This window comes from Burkholderia sp. AW33-5 (assembly GCF_053427615.1).
The window spans coordinates 188575-204496 of record NZ_JBSAXA010000012.1 but is presented as its reverse complement, the minus strand read 5'-3'; the positions used below and the strand labels follow the sequence as shown (position 1 = coordinate 204496).

Annotated in this window: 15 protein-coding genes; 7 read left to right on the top strand and 8 right to left on the bottom strand. The window is 65.9% G+C overall.

The window, feature by feature from the left end; all coding sequences use genetic code 11:
• Nucleotides 1-425 precede the first annotated feature (425 nt).
• On the top strand, nucleotides 426-905 hold the full coding sequence (locus tag ACV22V_RS20405) for a DUF523 domain-containing protein (RefSeq protein ID WP_448015329.1): 480 nt from the start codon (nucleotides 426-428) through the stop codon (nucleotides 903-905).
• Nucleotides 906-1002: 97 nt separating this feature from the next.
• Here the strand turns inward: ACV22V_RS20405 and pcaF are convergent, their stop codons facing one another.
• On the bottom strand, nucleotides 1003-2205 hold the full coding sequence (gene pcaF / locus ACV22V_RS20400) for a 3-oxoadipyl-CoA thiolase (protein WP_059689352.1): 1203 nt from the start codon (nucleotides 2203-2205) through the stop codon (nucleotides 1003-1005).
• Between the two features lie 227 nt (nucleotides 2206-2432).
• Between pcaF and ACV22V_RS20395 the strand changes: the two genes are divergently transcribed.
• Entirely contained in the window at nucleotides 2433-3221 is a 789-nt protein-coding gene (locus ACV22V_RS20395; protein ID WP_448015316.1) for an IclR family transcriptional regulator, read from the top strand.
• A 159-nt stretch (nucleotides 3222-3380) separates the two neighbouring features.
• Here the strand turns inward: ACV22V_RS20395 and ACV22V_RS20390 are convergent, their stop codons facing one another.
• The gene (locus ACV22V_RS20390; RefSeq protein ID WP_448015314.1) at nucleotides 3381-4496 is read right to left on the bottom strand and encodes a succinylglutamate desuccinylase/aspartoacylase family protein; all 1116 of its coding nucleotides are present in this window, start codon (nucleotides 4494-4496) and stop codon (nucleotides 3381-3383) included.
• 44 nt (nucleotides 4497-4540) lie between these two features.
• Nucleotides 4541-5293, bottom strand: a complete 753-nt coding sequence (locus tag ACV22V_RS20385; protein ID WP_448015328.1) for a transporter substrate-binding domain-containing protein — start codon at nucleotides 5291-5293, stop codon at nucleotides 4541-4543.
• 184 nt (nucleotides 5294-5477) lie between these two features.
• Here ACV22V_RS20385 and ACV22V_RS20380 point away from each other — a divergent pair, with 184 nt between their 5' ends.
• Nucleotides 5478-6398 carry a LysR family transcriptional regulator gene (locus tag ACV22V_RS20380; RefSeq protein ID WP_448015312.1) on the top strand — a complete coding sequence of 307 codons (921 nt, stop codon included), beginning with the start codon at nucleotides 5478-5480 and terminating at the stop codon, nucleotides 6396-6398.
• A gap of 34 nt (nucleotides 6399-6432) precedes the next feature.
• Here ACV22V_RS20380 and ACV22V_RS20375 read toward each other — a convergent pair whose 3' ends face one another.
• Entirely contained in the window at nucleotides 6433-7764 is a 1332-nt protein-coding gene (locus ACV22V_RS20375) for an MFS transporter (RefSeq protein ID WP_448015310.1), read from the bottom strand.
• 57 nt (nucleotides 7765-7821) lie between these two features.
• A complete protein-coding gene (locus ACV22V_RS20370; RefSeq protein WP_448015308.1) occupies nucleotides 7822-9012 on the bottom strand; it encodes a M20 aminoacylase family protein in 1191 nt (396 codons plus the stop codon).
• Nucleotides 9013-9269: 257 nt separating this feature from the next.
• Here ACV22V_RS20370 and ACV22V_RS20365 point away from each other — a divergent pair, with 257 nt between their 5' ends.
• The 3 genes from ACV22V_RS20365 to ACV22V_RS20355 all read left to right on the top strand — a co-directional run bounded on the left by ACV22V_RS20365 (nucleotide 9270) and on the right by ACV22V_RS20355 (nucleotide 11389).
• Nucleotides 9270-10520, top strand: coding sequence for a hypothetical protein (locus tag ACV22V_RS20365; RefSeq protein WP_448015306.1), 1251 nt, complete (start codon nucleotides 9270-9272; stop codon nucleotides 10518-10520).
• Between the two features lie 73 nt (nucleotides 10521-10593).
• Nucleotides 10594-10725 (top strand): hypothetical protein, encoded by a 132-nt coding sequence (locus tag ACV22V_RS20360; RefSeq protein WP_448015304.1) that lies wholly within the window; start codon nucleotides 10594-10596, stop codon nucleotides 10723-10725.
• 85 nt (nucleotides 10726-10810) lie between these two features.
• Nucleotides 10811-11389 (top strand): peroxidase-related enzyme, encoded by a 579-nt coding sequence (locus tag ACV22V_RS20355; RefSeq protein WP_059697993.1) that lies wholly within the window; start codon nucleotides 10811-10813, stop codon nucleotides 11387-11389.
• Nucleotides 11390-11467: 78 nt separating this feature from the next.
• On the opposite strand, the gene ACV22V_RS20350 is transcribed toward ACV22V_RS20355, so the two are convergent.
• Together ACV22V_RS20350 and ACV22V_RS20345 are read right to left on the bottom strand one after the other, a co-directional pair.
• Complete coding sequence (locus tag ACV22V_RS20350) at nucleotides 11468-12343, bottom strand: SDR family NAD(P)-dependent oxidoreductase (RefSeq protein WP_448015303.1); 876 nt, start codon at nucleotides 12341-12343, stop codon at nucleotides 11468-11470.
• A 199-nt stretch (nucleotides 12344-12542) separates the two neighbouring features.
• Complete coding sequence (locus tag ACV22V_RS20345; protein ID WP_059689339.1) at nucleotides 12543-13121, bottom strand: TetR/AcrR family transcriptional regulator; 579 nt, start codon at nucleotides 13119-13121, stop codon at nucleotides 12543-12545.
• A gap of 202 nt (nucleotides 13122-13323) precedes the next feature.
• Here ACV22V_RS20345 and zwf point away from each other — a divergent pair, with 202 nt between their 5' ends.
• A complete protein-coding gene (gene zwf / locus ACV22V_RS20340; RefSeq protein WP_448015301.1) occupies nucleotides 13324-14799 on the top strand; it encodes a glucose-6-phosphate dehydrogenase in 1476 nt (491 codons plus the stop codon).
• Nucleotides 14800-14898: 99 nt separating this feature from the next.
• Here the strand turns inward: zwf and ACV22V_RS20335 are convergent, their stop codons facing one another.
• The gene (locus ACV22V_RS20335; protein ID WP_448015299.1) at nucleotides 14899-15843 is read right to left on the bottom strand and encodes a LysR substrate-binding domain-containing protein; all 945 of its coding nucleotides are present in this window, start codon (nucleotides 15841-15843) and stop codon (nucleotides 14899-14901) included.
• Nucleotides 15844-15922: the final 79 nt, after the last annotated feature.

Sequence of the window (15922 nt, the reverse complement as noted above, 5' to 3'; positions counted from 1 at the left end):
CTGTCGGCAATCACCGGGAAATCCTGAGTCCGAAAGCGCCGGAAAATCTGAATTCCGTCGTCGACATGATTTCGATCAAGTAATCCCGCGATAATCGCGTCCGGCGCTTTGCGGATACGGCCCGATGCTTTGCTGGATTACGTCAGGCGACGCATCGGTTCACATAACCATTGCGCACAGCGAAACGATTCAGTCTGCTCGGCTCCATTCGACCGGCATTTGAATTCGATGAAAAAATCCAGCAATCAATGGAATCGGAATCGGTCGTGCCGGAATGCGGCGGCGGACATGCCGCTCGGTGCGAGGTCCTCCGTACGCGCACGAACGCAACCCGCGCGTAGAATTTCCGCTCGCTCAACACCGCTCGGAGAACGACATTGCAGAACGCGTCGCAGCTGCCGGCCTTGCCGAAGATCCTCGTCAGCATGTGCGTGCTCGGTCACCCCGTCCGTTACAACGGCTCGGCAAAGACCGCCGCGCATGAAACGCTCGCACGATGGCAGCGCGAAGGGCGCCTGGTGCCCGTGTGTCCGGAACTGGCAGGGGGATTGAGCGTGCCGCGACCGCCCGCCGAAATCGCGGATGGGGCATCAGGGCAACGCGTTCTGTCGGGTGCCGCGCGCATCGTCGACGTGCACGGCACCGACGTGACGGCGCCGTTCATCGACGGCGCGCGCACCGCGCTCGCGCTGGCACGCGCGCACGACTGCCGCTACGCGATCCTGGCGGACGGCAGCCCCTCGTGCGGAAGCACGTTCATTTACGACGGGAGTTTTGCGGGCCGACGGCATGCCGGCGCCGGCGTGACGGCGGCGCTGCTGCGCCAGCATGGCGTCGAGGTGTTCGCGGACACCGAGATCGACGCGCTCGTCGCACGCCTCGCGCAACGAGCGCAAGCTGAATGACGATGTGGCCGGCACGACGATCGCGTGCCGGCCACACCGTTTGAAGCGGGAACCCGGTGAAGCGGCGTGAACGCCGCCGCTGGACCGGATGACGCGATCAGACGCGCTCGATCGCGATCGCGATGCCCTGGCCGACGCCGATGCACATCGTGCACAGCGCGAAGCGGCCGTTGGTGCGATGCAGCTGATACATCGCGGTCGTCACGAGGCGCGCGCCCGACGCGCCGAGCGGATGGCCGAGCGCGATCGCGCCGCCGTTCGGGTTCACGCGAGGATCGTCGTCGGCGACGCCCAGCATGCGCAGCACCGCGAGGCCCTGCGACGCGAACGCTTCGTTCAGCTCGATCACGTCGAACTGGTCGATCGTCATGCCGAGCCGGGCGAGCAGCTTCTGCGTGGCCGGCGCGGGGCCGATGCCCATCACGCGCGGCGCGACGCCGGCCGTCGCGATGCCGAGCACGCGCGCGCGCGGCGTCAGGCCGAAGCGCTTCGCGGTGGCTTCGTTCGCGAGCAGCAGCGCGGCGGCGCCGTCGTTGACGCCCGACGCGTTGCCGGCCGTCACCGAGCCGTCCGGACGCACGACGCCCTTCAGCTTCGCGAGCGTCTCGAGCGACGTTTCGCGCGGATGCTCGTCACGCGAAAAGACGACCGGATCGCCCTTCTTCTGCGGAATCGTGACCGGGACGATTTCCTCGGCGAGCGTGCCGTCCTGCTGCGCACGCGCGGCCTTCTGCTGGCTGCGCAGCGCGAACAGGTCCTGGTCGGCGCGGCTGACGTTGTAGTCGACCGCGACGTTCTCGGCCGTCTCCGGCATCGAATCGACGCCATGCAACTGTTTCATCAGCGGATTGACGAAGCGCCAACCGATCGTCGTGTCGTAGATGTCGGCCTGGCGCGCGAACGCGCTGGCGGCCTTGCCCATCACGAACGGCGCCCGCGTCATGCTTTCGACGCCGCCGGCCACCATCAGCGCGGCCTCGCCCGACTTGATCGCGCGCGCGGCCACGCCGACCGCGTCCATCCCGGAACCGCACAGGCGGTTGATCGTCGAACCCGGCACGCCCTCCGGCAGACCCGCGAGCAGCGCGGACATGCGCGCGACGTTGCGGTTGTCCTCGCCGGCCTGGTTCGCGCAGCCGTAGATCACGTCGTCGATCGCCGTCCAGTCGACGTCGCGGTTGCGCTCGACGAGCGCCTTGAGCGGCACCGCGCCGAGGTCGTCGGCGCGCACGCCGGACAGCGCGCCGCCGTAACGGCCGATCGGGGTACGGATCGCATCACACAGAAAAGCTTCGGTCATCAGTGTCTCCGGTCTCATGCAAAGCTGGGAAGTGAATGAAACGCGCCCCTTGCATTGCCCGCCGGGATGCGCTTAAATGTTCTATATACGAACATAAGATCGTGTATCGAACGTTCAACGCATCATAGGGAGTGCGGGGACGACCTGTCAAGCGCCCGGTCCGCGGTGCGGTTGGCGTGTCAGGCCCCATGCGCTATCTTCTCGGCTGCACGACAATCCGACCGTTCATGACAACCGAAGACATCCAGACGAAACCGGGCGACTCCTATGTGCAGTCGTTCGCGCGCGGCCTCGCGGTGATCCGCGCATTCGACGCCCAACGCCCGGAGCAGACGCTCACCGAGGTCGCCTCGGCCACCGGGCTCACGCGCGCCGGCGCGCGCCGGATCCTGCTGACGCTGCAGACGCTCGGCTATGTCGAGGCCGACGGCCGGCTGTTCCGGCTCACGCCGAAGATCCTCGAACTCGGCTTCGCATATCTCACGTCGATGCCGTTCTGGAGTCTCGCCGATCCGGTGATGGAGCAGCTGTCCGCGCAGATCCACGAAAGCTGCTCGGCCGCCGTGCTCGACCGCACCGAGATCGTCTACGTGCTGCGCGTGCCGACCCACAAGATCATGACGATCAACCTGTCGATCGGCAGCCGCCTGCCCGCGTACTGCACGTCGATGGGCCGTGTGCTGCTGTCCGCGCTCGACGACGCGGCGCTCGACGAAACGCTCGCGCAGAGCGGCATCCGCGCGCACACGCCGCGCACGATCACCGACATCGGCAAGCTGAAGGCGACGATCGCGCAGGTGCGCCAGCAAGGCTGGGCCGTGGTCGACCAGGAACTCGAAGTGGGCTTGATGTCGATCTCGGCGCCGATCCGCAACCGGCGCGGGCAGGTGATCGCCGCGATGAACATCAGCGGCAACGCGCAGCGGCATACCGCGAAGCAGATGGTGAAGGAGTTTCTCGGGCCGCTGCAGCAGGCCGCGCAGACGGTGTCGGAACTGGTGGCACGGCGCGGGTGAGTGCACCGCGGGATGGGCGGATCGGTGCGACGGCCATTCGCGGACACAAAAAAACCGGGGCACGTGGCCGCCCGTTCAATGCTCCGACTCTGCTGTAACGCTCGCTCGATTCGACAAGCACGACATGGCGCGGCGCCGCTCAGGCACCGTGCCCACCACTCACGCCCCGAGCAGCATCCCCGTGCGCACCGGCACCGTCCCCGTCACGCGGCCGAGCGGCGCACCGGCCGTCACGAAGCGGATCGCGCGGCGCATGTAGAACACGCCGTCGGTGCCGCTCGACACCGTCGTGATCGCGTCGGTCAGCGGATCGACGATGTCGAACAGCGGATCGCCCGCACGAATCGTCGCGCCGATCGCCGCGCGGTGCACGAGAATCCCGCTCACCGGCGCGTAGAACTGCTCGCTGCCCGCAAGCGGCGTGGCCGGCGCGGCGAGCGGCGGCAGCGGCGTGCGCTCGCCGCGCACCGCGCCGCACCACACCAGATAGTCGACGAGCGCATCGGCGTCGCGCGCCGCGTATTCGTGCGTCACGTCGCGCTGGCCGCGGCACTCGACGGTCACGGCCACCGTGCCCGCCGCCATCGGCGTGCGTTCCGGCAGATGCTGCCGCAACTGCGTCCACAGCAGGTGATGCGCATCGTCGAACGCGTGGCCGCCGGAATCCTCGGCGAGCAGCGACACCTCCGCGCCGAGATAGCGCGCGAGCGGCTCGACGCGCGGCCATGCCGCGTCGCTCGTGTACACGTGCATCACCGCTTCGAGCGAGCAATGCAGGTCGATCACGACGTCCGCGTCGTGCGACAGCTTCAGCAACGCAAGCTGCAACGCGTCGAACTCGGTGCGCGGCGCGATCTCGGCGAGCGCCGCGCCGACGCATTCGCGCACGATCGCGCGATTGCGTTCGGGATCCGTGCCGAGCCGGTCGCGCGCCCGCGCGGCGATGTCGGCGAGCGGCAGGAAGCCGCGATTGAAATTGCGCCCGCTCGCGAGATCGAACCGGCCGATGAATTGCCCGAGCAGATGGTGGTTGAGCCCGATCGGGTTCGCAACCGGCACCAGCACGACCTCGGCCGCGAGCCGGCCGACCGCGTCGAGCTGCGAGAGTCGCTGCTTGAGCGCGACGGCGGCGAGCATCGCGGGCGTCTCGTCCGCGTGCAGCGCGGCCTGCAGGTAGATCTTGCGGCCGGCGTCGGCCGGCCCGAAATGAAAGCTCGTCAGCGTGCGCTGCGTGCCGATCGACGGCGACAGGAGCGGCGTGGTGCGAATCTGCATCGAGGATCCCGAATGAAAAATGCGAGGGAAACGGCGCGTTCGGCTCAGTCGCCGTACGGGTTGAAATCGAAGTACTGCTTCGCGATCCGCTCGTACGTGCCGTCCTTCAGCATCGACGCGATCGCGCCGTCGATCGACGCCTTGAGCGCCGTGTCCGACTGGCGCATTCCGATGCCGACGCCGCGATCGCCCAGGTCGAGCGGCGCGCCGACGAACGCGAAGCCCTTGCCCTTCGGCTGGCGCAGGAATCCGTAGTCGGCTTCCACCGTGCCGAGCAGCGCGGCGTCGAGCCGGCCGTTGACGAGATCGGCGAACACGTCGTCCTGGCTCTTGTACGGCACCACGCCGACGCCGGCCGGCGCCCAGTGCGCGAGCGCCCACGATTCGAACTGTGTGCCCGACTGCACGCCGACGCGCTTGCCGGCCAGCGACGCGGCCGTGCTGCCGAGCCCGCGCTCGGGCCGCGCGACGAGTCGCGACTTGAAGCGGAACAGTTTCGACGAGAACAGGATCTGCTTCTCGCGCTTCTCGGTGATCGCCATCGACGACAAAATCGCGTCGATCTTGCGCGCCTGCAGCGCCGGGATCATCCCGGAGAATTCAAGCTCGACCCACTGGCAGCGCAACTGCGCGCGGCGGCAGATCTCGTTGCCGAGATCGACGTCGAAACCCTTCAGGCTGCCGTCGGGCGCCTTCGCGTCCATCGGCGGATAGGTCGGATCGATGCCGAGGCGCACCACTTGCGCATCGAGCGCGTGCGCGGACGGCGCCGCGAAACCGATGCACAGGGAAGCCAGTGGAACGAGGAAGCGGCGGAAGCGAGGGAGGCGTGGCACGCGTTTCATGATCGACGGAAGGCGGGAAGTGGGACAACCGACATGGGCCGGACTGCCTGCGATCGTAGTGCGCGCGCGTCGCCGCCGGAACGCGCGGCTGTCTTATCATGATCGGTATTTCCGATCACCGGCCTCGCGCTCGACCATGGCGTTCACGCTGTCCCAGCTCCGCATCTTCCAGGCCGTCGTCGAACACGGCAGCCTGCGCGCCGCCGCACGCGCGCTGGACCTCGCGCAGAGCGGCGTCACGCAGCAACTGCAGAGCCTCGAAGCGACGCTCGGCGCGACGCTGTTCACGCGCACCAATCGCGGGATCGTGCCGACGGCCGTCGGCCAGCGGCTGCTCGCGCGCTCGGGCGCGATCCTCGGCGAATGCGAACAGGTCGAGGACGAGATCCGTCAGCTGAGCGGCGCCTACGAAGGCACCGTCACGCTGGGCCTCGTGACCGAACCGCTGATCGATGCGTTCGCGCCGGTGCTGACCGCGTTCCGCGCGCGCTTCCCGAAGGTCGACGTGCACTTGCGCACCGGCACGTCGCGGATGATGATCGGCTGGCTGCGCGAGAGCGCGGTGGATTTCGCGATCGCGCTCGTCGCGAAGCAGACCGACACGACCGATCTCGCGGTCACGCCGCTGCATGCGTCGGCGCCGGTGGTCGTGTGCCGCAACGGCCATCCGCGGCAGCACGCGCAATCGCTTGCCGAGCTGGCCGACTACGCGTGGGTGTCGACGCGTTCGCCGAACCTGAGCGCCGATCCGGTCGTCAACCGGCTGCTCGCGTATTTCGACGCGCACGGCCAGCCCGCGCCGACGATCATCGCAACCGTGGAAGGGATGTTCGAAACGCTGCAGCTCGTCACGCAGACGGATTGCCTCGCGCTCGAATCCGAAGCCGTGACGCGGCACGGGCCGTTCGCGGGCGCGCTCGCGAAGGTGCGCGTGCGCGAGCAGGCTGAATCGCAGGAAGTCTGCCTGCTGCAGCGCGCGGCCGTGCCGTTGACGCCCGCCGCGCAGGAACTGGCGACGATGCTCGCGTCGTACCTGAGGACCGTGCGCGGGCGGTAATCCAGACGTGGATCGCCGCCCGCGGCGCCACCCGTCAGTCCATCGATTCACGCGCCGTCTCGCGCAGCATCGCGACCGCGATCAGCGACAGCACCACGCACATGGCCACGTAGCCGGCCGGCGCGAGCTTGCTGCCCGTCGTCTTCACGAGCCAGGTTGCGATCAGCTGCGCGGTGCCGCCGAAGATCGTCACCGCGAGCGCATACGCGATCGAGATGCCCGTCGCGCGCACGTGGCGCGGCAGCGATTCGCACATCAGCGCCATTTCGGATGCCGAACCGAGCGAATAGAACAGCAGCATCAGCGCGGTCAGCGGCAGGATCACCGACAGCGTCGGATGATGGTTCATCAGCCAGAACGCCGGGAACAGCAGCAGGACCAGCACGCCGCGTCCGACGAAGATCGGCATGCGCCGGCTGCCGAGGCGGTCCGACAGCCAGCCGAACAGCGGACACGTCACCAGCATCACGCAACCCGACGCGACGCCGACGAACATCGACAGCTTCATCGGCAGCCCGAGCGTATGGATCGCATAGGTCGGCATGTAGAAAGTCAGGATGTAGGTCGACACCGTGCCGCCCATCACCGTCAGCATCAGCAGCAGCACCGTGCGCGTGTGCTGCGAGAACAGCTCGCGCAGCACGCCGCGTTCGATCCCGTGATGGCTGTCGCCGGGCGCATCATCAGCGAGCCGGCGACGCAGAACCATGCCCACCGGCGCGATCAGCACGCCCACGAGGAACGGCAGGCGCCAGCCCCAGCCCTCGAGCGCGTCCTTCGTCAGCGTGTTCGACAGCAGCGCCGCGAAGCCCGATCCCATCAGCGCCGCGCCGCCCTGCGTCGCCAGCTGCCAGCTCGCGCGGAACGCGCGGTGCGACGTGCCGCCCTGCTCGATCAGCGTGGAAGTCGCCGCGCCGAATTCACCGCCCTGCGAGAAGCCCTGCATCAGCCGTGCGCAGACGACCAGCAGCGGCGCGGCCACGCCGACCTGCGCGTAGGTCGGCGCGATCGCGATCAGGCCGGTGCCGAGCGCCATCAGCATGATCGTCAGGTTCAGCGCGGCCTTGCGGCCCTTGCGATCCGCATAGACGCCGAGCACGACGCTGCCGAGCGGCCGCGTGAAGAAGCCCGCGGCGAACGTCGCGACCGACAGCAGCAGCGACGTGGTCGGATCGCTAGACGGGAAGAACAGCTTGCCGATCAGCACCGCGAAAAAGCCGTACACGGTGAAATCGAAGAACTCCAGCCAGTTGCCGATCACGGCCGCCGCGATCGCGCCGCGCTTCGTGACGGCCGGTGCGCCGCGCGTATCGGCTTCGGCAGCCCCCGTCGACGCGGGGTGCAGCGCGAGATGGTCTTTCTGCATCGTTCGTTTCTCCTCTCAATGCGGCCGGAAGCGCCGGCCGCGCGCCGCCGCCGGGGCTTACTGCCCGAGGTACCGCTCGACGAGGCGCGTCCAGAACGCCGCGCCGATCGGCAGGTTGCGATCGTTGAAGTCGTACTTCGGGTTGTGCACCATGCAGCCGTCCTCGCCTTCGCCGTTGCCGAGCCGCACGAACGAGCCCGGCCGCTGCTGCAGCATGAACGCGAAATCCTCGCTGCCCATCAGCAGGTCGGCCTGCTCGACCACGTGCGCGTCGCCGACCAGCTCGCGCGCGACCTGCGCGGCGAAATCCGTTTCGGCATCCGTATTGACGACGACCGGATAGCCTTCGATGTACTCGACATGTGCGGTCGCGCCGTAACTCGCGGCCTGCGACTCGGCGAGCTCGACGATGCGGCGCTTGAGCAGCGCGCGGACCTCGGGGCTGAACGACCGCACGCTGAGTTCGAGGCGCGCGCCGTTCGGGATCACGTTGTTCGCGGTGCCCGCGTGCATCGAGCCGACCGTGACGACCGCCGGCTGCGACGGGTCGACGTTGCGCGCGACGATCGTCTGCAGCGCCATCACGATGCTCGCCGCGACGACCACCGGATCGACCGTCAGGTGCGGCCGCGCCGCATGGCCGCCGACGCCCTCGATCGAGATGATCGCCTTGTCGCCGGCCGACATGAACGGGCCGCGCCGCGTGAGGAACACGCCGGGCGCCGCGCCCGGATGGTTGTGCATGCCGAACACCGCATCGCACGGAAAGCGGTCAAACAGGCCGTCGTCGATCATCTTCTTCGCGCCGCTGTCGACGCCGTGCTCTTCCGCCGGCTGGAAATACAGATGCACGGTGCCGGAGAAGTTGCGCGTCTTCGCGAGGTGTTGCGCGGCGCCGAGCAGCATCGTCGTGTGGCCGTCGTGGCCGCATGCGTGCATCTTGCCGTGCGTGCCGCTCGCGTACGGCAGGCCGGTCGCCTCGAGGATCGGCAGCGCGTCCATATCCGCACGGATGCCGATGCTGCGCGTGCCGTCGCCGACGCGCAGCGTGCCGACCACGCCCGTCTCGCCGACCCCGCGCGTCACCTGCCAGCCCCATTGCTCGAGCTTGTTCGCGACGAGCGCGGCCGTCTCGTGCTCCTCGTACGCGAGCTCCGGATGATGGTGAATGTGATGGCGAATCTCGCGCAGCCCGCCGGCGGCGGGCATCAGATCCTCGATTTCGGTGAATCGGACGTCGGTGGTCATCAAGCGGCTCCTGCTGATCGTCAGCGTGTCAGCCGCACGCGAACGGTTGCGTGCGGGAAAGCGAGCCACTATAGCGAGCCGATATCCGTTCAATAAGATGCGGAATTTTTCACCGCGATAAATTTATTTAATCAGGGTTTGTACCGGTGCGAGTGAGATCCCATGCTTGCATCGTTCACTGACAGACTTGCTCCATCCGGCTAGAAACACAGGCCATCGACAGGTCAAGATTATTCAGCACCGGCCGTTATTTACCGATGTACATGAATCATGTGGCACCAAGGCAACTTGGTTCCATTTTCCGCAACCATCATAAAACACCCAGCCATTTCAACATGGAAACCAGCGAAATCGGCAAAATTATTGTCAATACGGCAATTTTCTTCAAACGACTCTACATAACGTACAGATGGTCCACTACCCTATCGAGAGAAAGACAATCCAAAGCACCAAACCGCAATCATTTGACGTGGTGGACATACGCTCTTGTTACGTCGGCATTGGCAACAGCAGCCACAATCTGGGGGACCATCGCGGCATTTCGCTTGAATTTCCTGTCAATATACGCCCCTCATACTTACGGAATAGTCGGCGCCGTATACGACATAAATCAGATCAACCACAAAGTCTGGGAAGAACTAGAAACGCTCTCGATCGGCGATGAAAGCCTCATATTTGCCACCTCAACATTGATCTGTTTTTGCGCAATTCGCTTATTCGCAAAACTTCTTCGCCCGCCCAAACGAACGGCTGACATGGAGATTCACATCACCTTCATAATATCGAGCGTCATTATAAAATTTTCCATAATCTGGATCACCCTATCTTTGATAGCAATGGCACTACGTCCTTTGTTCGAGATACAATTCAGAAAATATGAATCCTCAATATATTTCTCATTTATTGCCTCAACGGCCATCATCACACTCGCCAGCAGCATATTCGAAAGAAATTGCATTCTAAAATTAAAGAAATCCAATACCTTCCTCACCGTGGCCAGCATAGTTTGCGCGACGACGTCCATCGCTGCCGAAAGCGCCTTGGCCAGCGCTATTTCGGCAAATAACGAGCCGAGCTTCGAAATTGTCGTAACCCAAAAATGCGATCATGAAGCGTGCATCGCTTTAATACATTCAAACAATATCAACGATCAAATCGTTACGTCAAAGCTTCGACTCCAAGTCAACCTGGCCGCATTGGACGGAAAAGCCTCAGAAAATATGGCGGGATTTATTGACATCGAGCTTTCTCCAAGCACATCTACCCCCGGCACTCTTGTGTTAAATACAAAAACGGAGCAAATCGCCTTCGTTCGAAGTATTAGTTTCGTCTGCCCGTTTAATCCTGAATCGATGAAATTACATTTCGCGTCCGAATTAAAAGGTAACGGCCTCTTGCATGTTTTACAATCTCGTGACGCGGATGCCATGGCCATGGCAAATTTTGAGGTAAAGGGAAATCGAAATTCCTTGCTACGGTTGGCAAAGCCGGCGTGCACCAAGTTCTGAACGCGACGAAAATCCCGATACGTCTCAAAGAGCGGACGAAGCGGGACACGCATCGCAACTTGGAAGAGCATTCATGGCTCATATAGTCATGCCGTTCATCCTGCGCTGCATCACGCTCTTCGGCGTCGGCAGCGTCATCCTGCTTGGCGAGGAGCGGATGAACAACCCGATCCGCGGCGACATCATCGTCGACGTCAACGCATGACGCCACTGGCAACACGCGATGTTTCTCTTTCAGGCCGGCGGCCCGTGCGTCGAGACCACCCGTGCCACTTCATCCAGGAGACCTCATGACCGCAGCAGACAACACGCCCGTCAGCCGCTTCCCCGTGCCGGCACTCGAAGACCTGCCCGACGACATTCGCGAACGGATCGCGGCCGTGCAGGAAAAATCGGGCTTCGTCCCGAACGTATTCCTCACGCTCGCGCATCGCCCGGACGAGTTTCGCGCGTTCATGGCGTACCACGACGCGCTGATGGACAAGCCGGGCAACCTCACCAAGGCCGAACGCGAAATGATCGTCGTGGCCACCAGCAGCGCGAACCAGTGTCAGTACTGCGTGATCGCGCACGGCGCGATCCTGCGCATTCGCGCGAAGGATCCGCTGATCGCCGACCAGGTCGCGACCAACTATCGCAAGGCCGACATCACCGCTCGACAGAAGGCGATGCTCGACTTCGCGATGAAGGTGTCGCAGACCGCGCACCAGGTGGGCGAAGCGGACTTCGATCTGCTGAAGTCGCATGGCTTCACCGACGAGGACGCCTGGGACATCGCGGCGATCTCGGCGTTCTTCGGGATGTCGAATCGCATCGCGAACGTGACGAACATGCGGCCCAACGCGGAGTTCTACGCGCTGGGCCGCTGAAGGCCGCCGGCAACGTCGATCGCGGTCGGCGACCGGCGCGGCGCTCGAGCGAACCCGCGATGCCCCGGCTTCCCCGGCTTACCCGACCTTCTTCAACGCCTGCAGCCCATCCGGGAGCTTCGCGTCCGGGAACATCGTCGACAGCGTCGCATCGCGCCACCGCGCCGCCTCCTCCGCCCGCTGCGCTTCCGCCTGCTCGCACACGAACAGCGCATCGCCGCCGAGCAGCAGACGCATCGGCACGTCGTCGCGACGCGACAGCTCGACGATCAGCGCCGCGATCCGTGCGGGGTCGCCGACCTCGTGGCCGCCATACGCGCCGAGCAATTCGAGAATCTTCCCGACCGACGGCTGATAGTCGGGCAGCAAGCCGTCGACCTCGCGCTTCGCCTGCGCCGCCCATTCGGTGCGCATCCCACCCGGCTCCAGCGTGCACACGCGCACGCCGAACGGCGCGACTTCCTTCGACAGCACGTCGCTGAATCCGCCGACCGCCCACTTCGCGGCCTGATACGCGGACAGGCCGGCCGTCGCCGTGCGCCCGCCGACCGACGACACCTGGAAGATGTGGCCCGCGCGCTGCGCACGCATCGTCGGCAGCACCGCGCGCGTCATGTTGACCACGCCGAACAGGTTCGTTTCGATCTGGTCGCGGAAAGCGTCGGCGGCCATCTGCTCGAACGGCGCCGTATGACCGTAGCCCGCGTTGTTCACCAGCACGTCGATGCGGCCGAACGCGTCGCGCGCAGCCGCCACTGCATGCGCGGCCGCGGCGGCATCGGTCACGTCGAGTTCGATCGGCAGCAGCCGGTCGCCGTACCGCTCCTCCAGATCCGCGAGCCGCGCGGGATCGCGCGCACCGGCCACCAGACGATCGCCCGCCGCCAGCACCGCTTCCGCGATCGCACGCCCCAGGCCGCGCGCGGCCCCTGTTACCAACCAGACTTTCGACATTTTCCACTCCTCGACAAGGTTGAAACCACAAAATGAATGATTACTCACTCATTAATATGGGCGCTGACACGATGGTTTTCACCGTGCGTCGCCCTGCCCGAAACCGCCTTCCGTCGCGGCGGACGCGCCCGATCCGAACGCGCCGCCGATCATCCGCCTCCCGCTGTCCGCCGCGCAGCCCGCCCGGCGGGCCGTTTGCTCAGACCGCGTGCAACACGGCCCACAGCGCACGAAACCCGGCCTCCCGGTATTCGTCGGCCAGCGCCGGATCGCGCGCGATCGATTCCATCGCCGTCTCCGCGATCGACGTGAACAGCGCCGCGCAGAACGCGTGCGCATCGTCGGCCTTCAGCCCGCCCGCCGCGGCAACCTGCGCGCGCAGCAGCGAGCCAATCGCGCCGAACCCTTCGGCCCCGGCCGCGCGATGCGCGTCGTCGATGCGGCCGCTCACGCCGAGCTGCCGCAGCGCGCGGCGCCCGTCCGGGTTCGCGACGCCCCACGACACGTAGCCGTTCCACGCATGCCGCATCGCCTGTTCGGCCGGCGCATGCTCCGGAAACCCGGTCATCATCGCCTCGCGCATCTCCGCCTTCAGGCTCAGGTACAGCGCATTCAGCAGCGCATCCTTGGTCTCGAAATAGGTAAACACCGTGCCTTCCGCGACGCCGGCGAGCCGCGCGATGCGCGCGGTGGTCGCGCTCGCGCCGTCCTCCGCGAGCGCGCGGGCGGCAGCGGCGAGGATGGCGTCGTGCTTGTCGGGACTGCGCGGTCGGGCCACGTTCGATTCCTTTAATGAGTGAGCGCTCAATCATAATCACGGCATGCGTGCGATGCAAGTGCTGTTACAACGCGGGAACACATACGCAATCGATCAAAAGCGTGCACTATTAGCGTTTTCACGTACTGGCGCGCCAACGCACCGGCGCCCGGCGCTTCGATGTTCGTTCCACGCTCACACCGCTTCAGACCGCGATCCACTCATGACGAATAAGCCCAACCAGACCGAAGCCGACCAGCCCGTCGACATGATCATCTTCGGTGGCGGCGGCGACCTGGCCGCCCGCAAGCTGTTGCCCGCGCTGTACATGGCGCACCTGCACTGCAACCTGCCGCCGGAGACGCGCATCATCGCGGTCGGCCGACGCGACTGGGGCATCGACGGCTATCGCAAGTTCATGGACGAGCAATCGCGCCCGTTCATCGACGACAAGGCGTTCGACGCCGACGCATGGGCCCGTTTCCTCGACCTGTTCAAGTACGTGCTGATCGACGTGAACGCGCCGGAAGACTACGCGCGCCTCGCCGACGCCGCGCGCGTCGATGCGATCCGCGTGTTCTACCTGTCGACGTCGCCGGAGCTGTTCACGACGATCTGCGACAACCTGTCGGCCGCGCACCTCGTCGACGCGCGCTCGCGCGTCGTCCTCGAAAAGCCGCTCGGTCACGATCTCGCGTCGGCGCAGGCGATCAACGACGCGGTCGGCAAGCATTTCGCGGAATCGCAGATCTACCGGATCGACCATTACCTCGGCAAGGAAACCGTGCAGAACCTGATGGTGCTGCGCTTCGGCAACCCGATCTTCGGGCCGCTGTGGCAGGCGCCGAGCATCCGCAGCGTGCAGATCACGGTGGCGGAGACGGTCGGCGTGGGCAGCCGCGCGGGCTTCTACGACCATACCGGCGCGCTGCGCGACATGGTGCAGAACCACCTGCTGCAACTGCTGTGCATCGTCGCGATGGAGCCGCCGGTGTCGCTCGACCCGGACGCGGTGCGCGACGAGAAGCTGAAGGTGCTGCGCTCGCTGCGGCCGATGGCGCTGTCGGACGTCGCGCGCGACACGGTGCGCGGCCAGTACACGGCCGGCGCGGTCGACGGTCAGCCGGTCAAGGGCTATCTCGAGGAAGACAACGTGCCGGCGGACAGCCACGCGGAGACCTTCGTCGCACTGCGCGCGCACATCAACAACTGGCGCTGGGCGAACGTGCCGTTCTTCCTGCGCACCGGCAAGCGGCTGCAGCGCCGCCAGTCGGAAATCGTGATCGAGTTCGCGGACATGCCGTTCTCGATCATCCCAAGCGGCCCGCGCCACTACAGCAACCGCCTCGTGATCCAGCTCCAGCCGGAAGAGTCGATCCAGTTGCAGATGCTCGCGAAGGAGCCGGGCAGCGGGATGAAGATGGTGCCGGTGAGCCTGAACCTCGACCTGCAGCAGGCGATTCCGGAACGGCGCGCGGAAGCGTACGAGCGACTGCTGATCGACGTGATCCGCGGCCGCCTCACGCACTTCATGCGCCGCGACGAACTCGAGGCCGCGTGGTCGTGGGTCGAGCCGATCCTCGACGGCTGGAAGCAGCTCGGCGATCGCCCGCGGCTCTATACCGCGGGCACGTTCGGACCGGCGGCATCGTCGGCGCTGCTGGCGCGCGACAACATGTCGTGGTCCGAGGAAGCGTAAGCGCTGCACGACGGCGTGCCCGCGGCGCAAGCGCCGTGCGGCACGCCGGATCACGCCCGGCCCACCGCCGCCCCCCGCTTCCCTTCCGGCGCGCCGCCGTTACAGCGGCCCCATCCAGGCGGCCTTGCGCCGCGCCGGCGCATCGCTGCCGCTGCTCCCGCCGCCCAGCACCTCGATCATGTAATCGACGAACGACGCGATCCGCGACGAGATCGCGGTGTTCCGGTAATACACCGCGTTGATCGGCTGTTCGACTTCGAGCGTCTGCCGCGCGAGCACCTGCACGAGCCGGCCGGCCTCGCGATCCTGCGCGGTCATGAAATCCGACAGGCACACCATGCCCGCCCCCTCCAGCGCGAGCTGCCGCAGCGTCTCGCCGCTCGACGACCAGATGCCGGGCTCGATGCGGCTCGGCTCGCCGTCTGCGCCGAGGATCGGCCACACGTTCAGCGATTCGGGCTGCGTGAAGCCGAGCAGCGTGTGCCTGGCGAGATCCTCGACCTTGCGCGGCTGGCCGTGCGCTTCGATGTACGCGGGGCTCGCGAGGATGCGCAGCCGGCTGTTGCCGATCCGCCGGCTGTGCAGCGTCGAATCCTTCAGGCGGCCGATCCGGATCGCGACGTCGGTGCGCCGCTCGAGCAGGTCGATGATCCCCTCGTTGCTGTTCAGCTCCAGCTCGACCTTCGGGAAGCGTTCGCGGTAGCCGCGCACGAGCGGCACGATCACGTGCAGCATGAACGGCGTCGCGGCATCGACGCGCAGCCGCCCCGACGGCATCTCGCGCCGCGCGAGCATCTGCTCCTCGGCGTTTTCGACCGATTCGATGATCGCGCGCGCATCCTGCAGGAACGCGCGCCCTTCTTCGGTCAGTTCGAGCCGGCGCGTGGTCCGGCGCAGCAGCGTGGTCTTCAGCTTCTCCTCGAGCCGCGCAAGCGTGCGGCTCGCCGCCGACACGGTGACGTCGAGCTGCTGCGCGGCGGCGGTGATCGACCCGGTGTCGACCACGGCGGCAAAGGCCTGGAGTTCGTCGAGCGTGATTTTCATTGTTGACCTGAAATCAAAACAATTTGGTTTATAGACCAGTTTTTCCGCAAAAGTAAAGGCGGCACACTGCGATCCATTC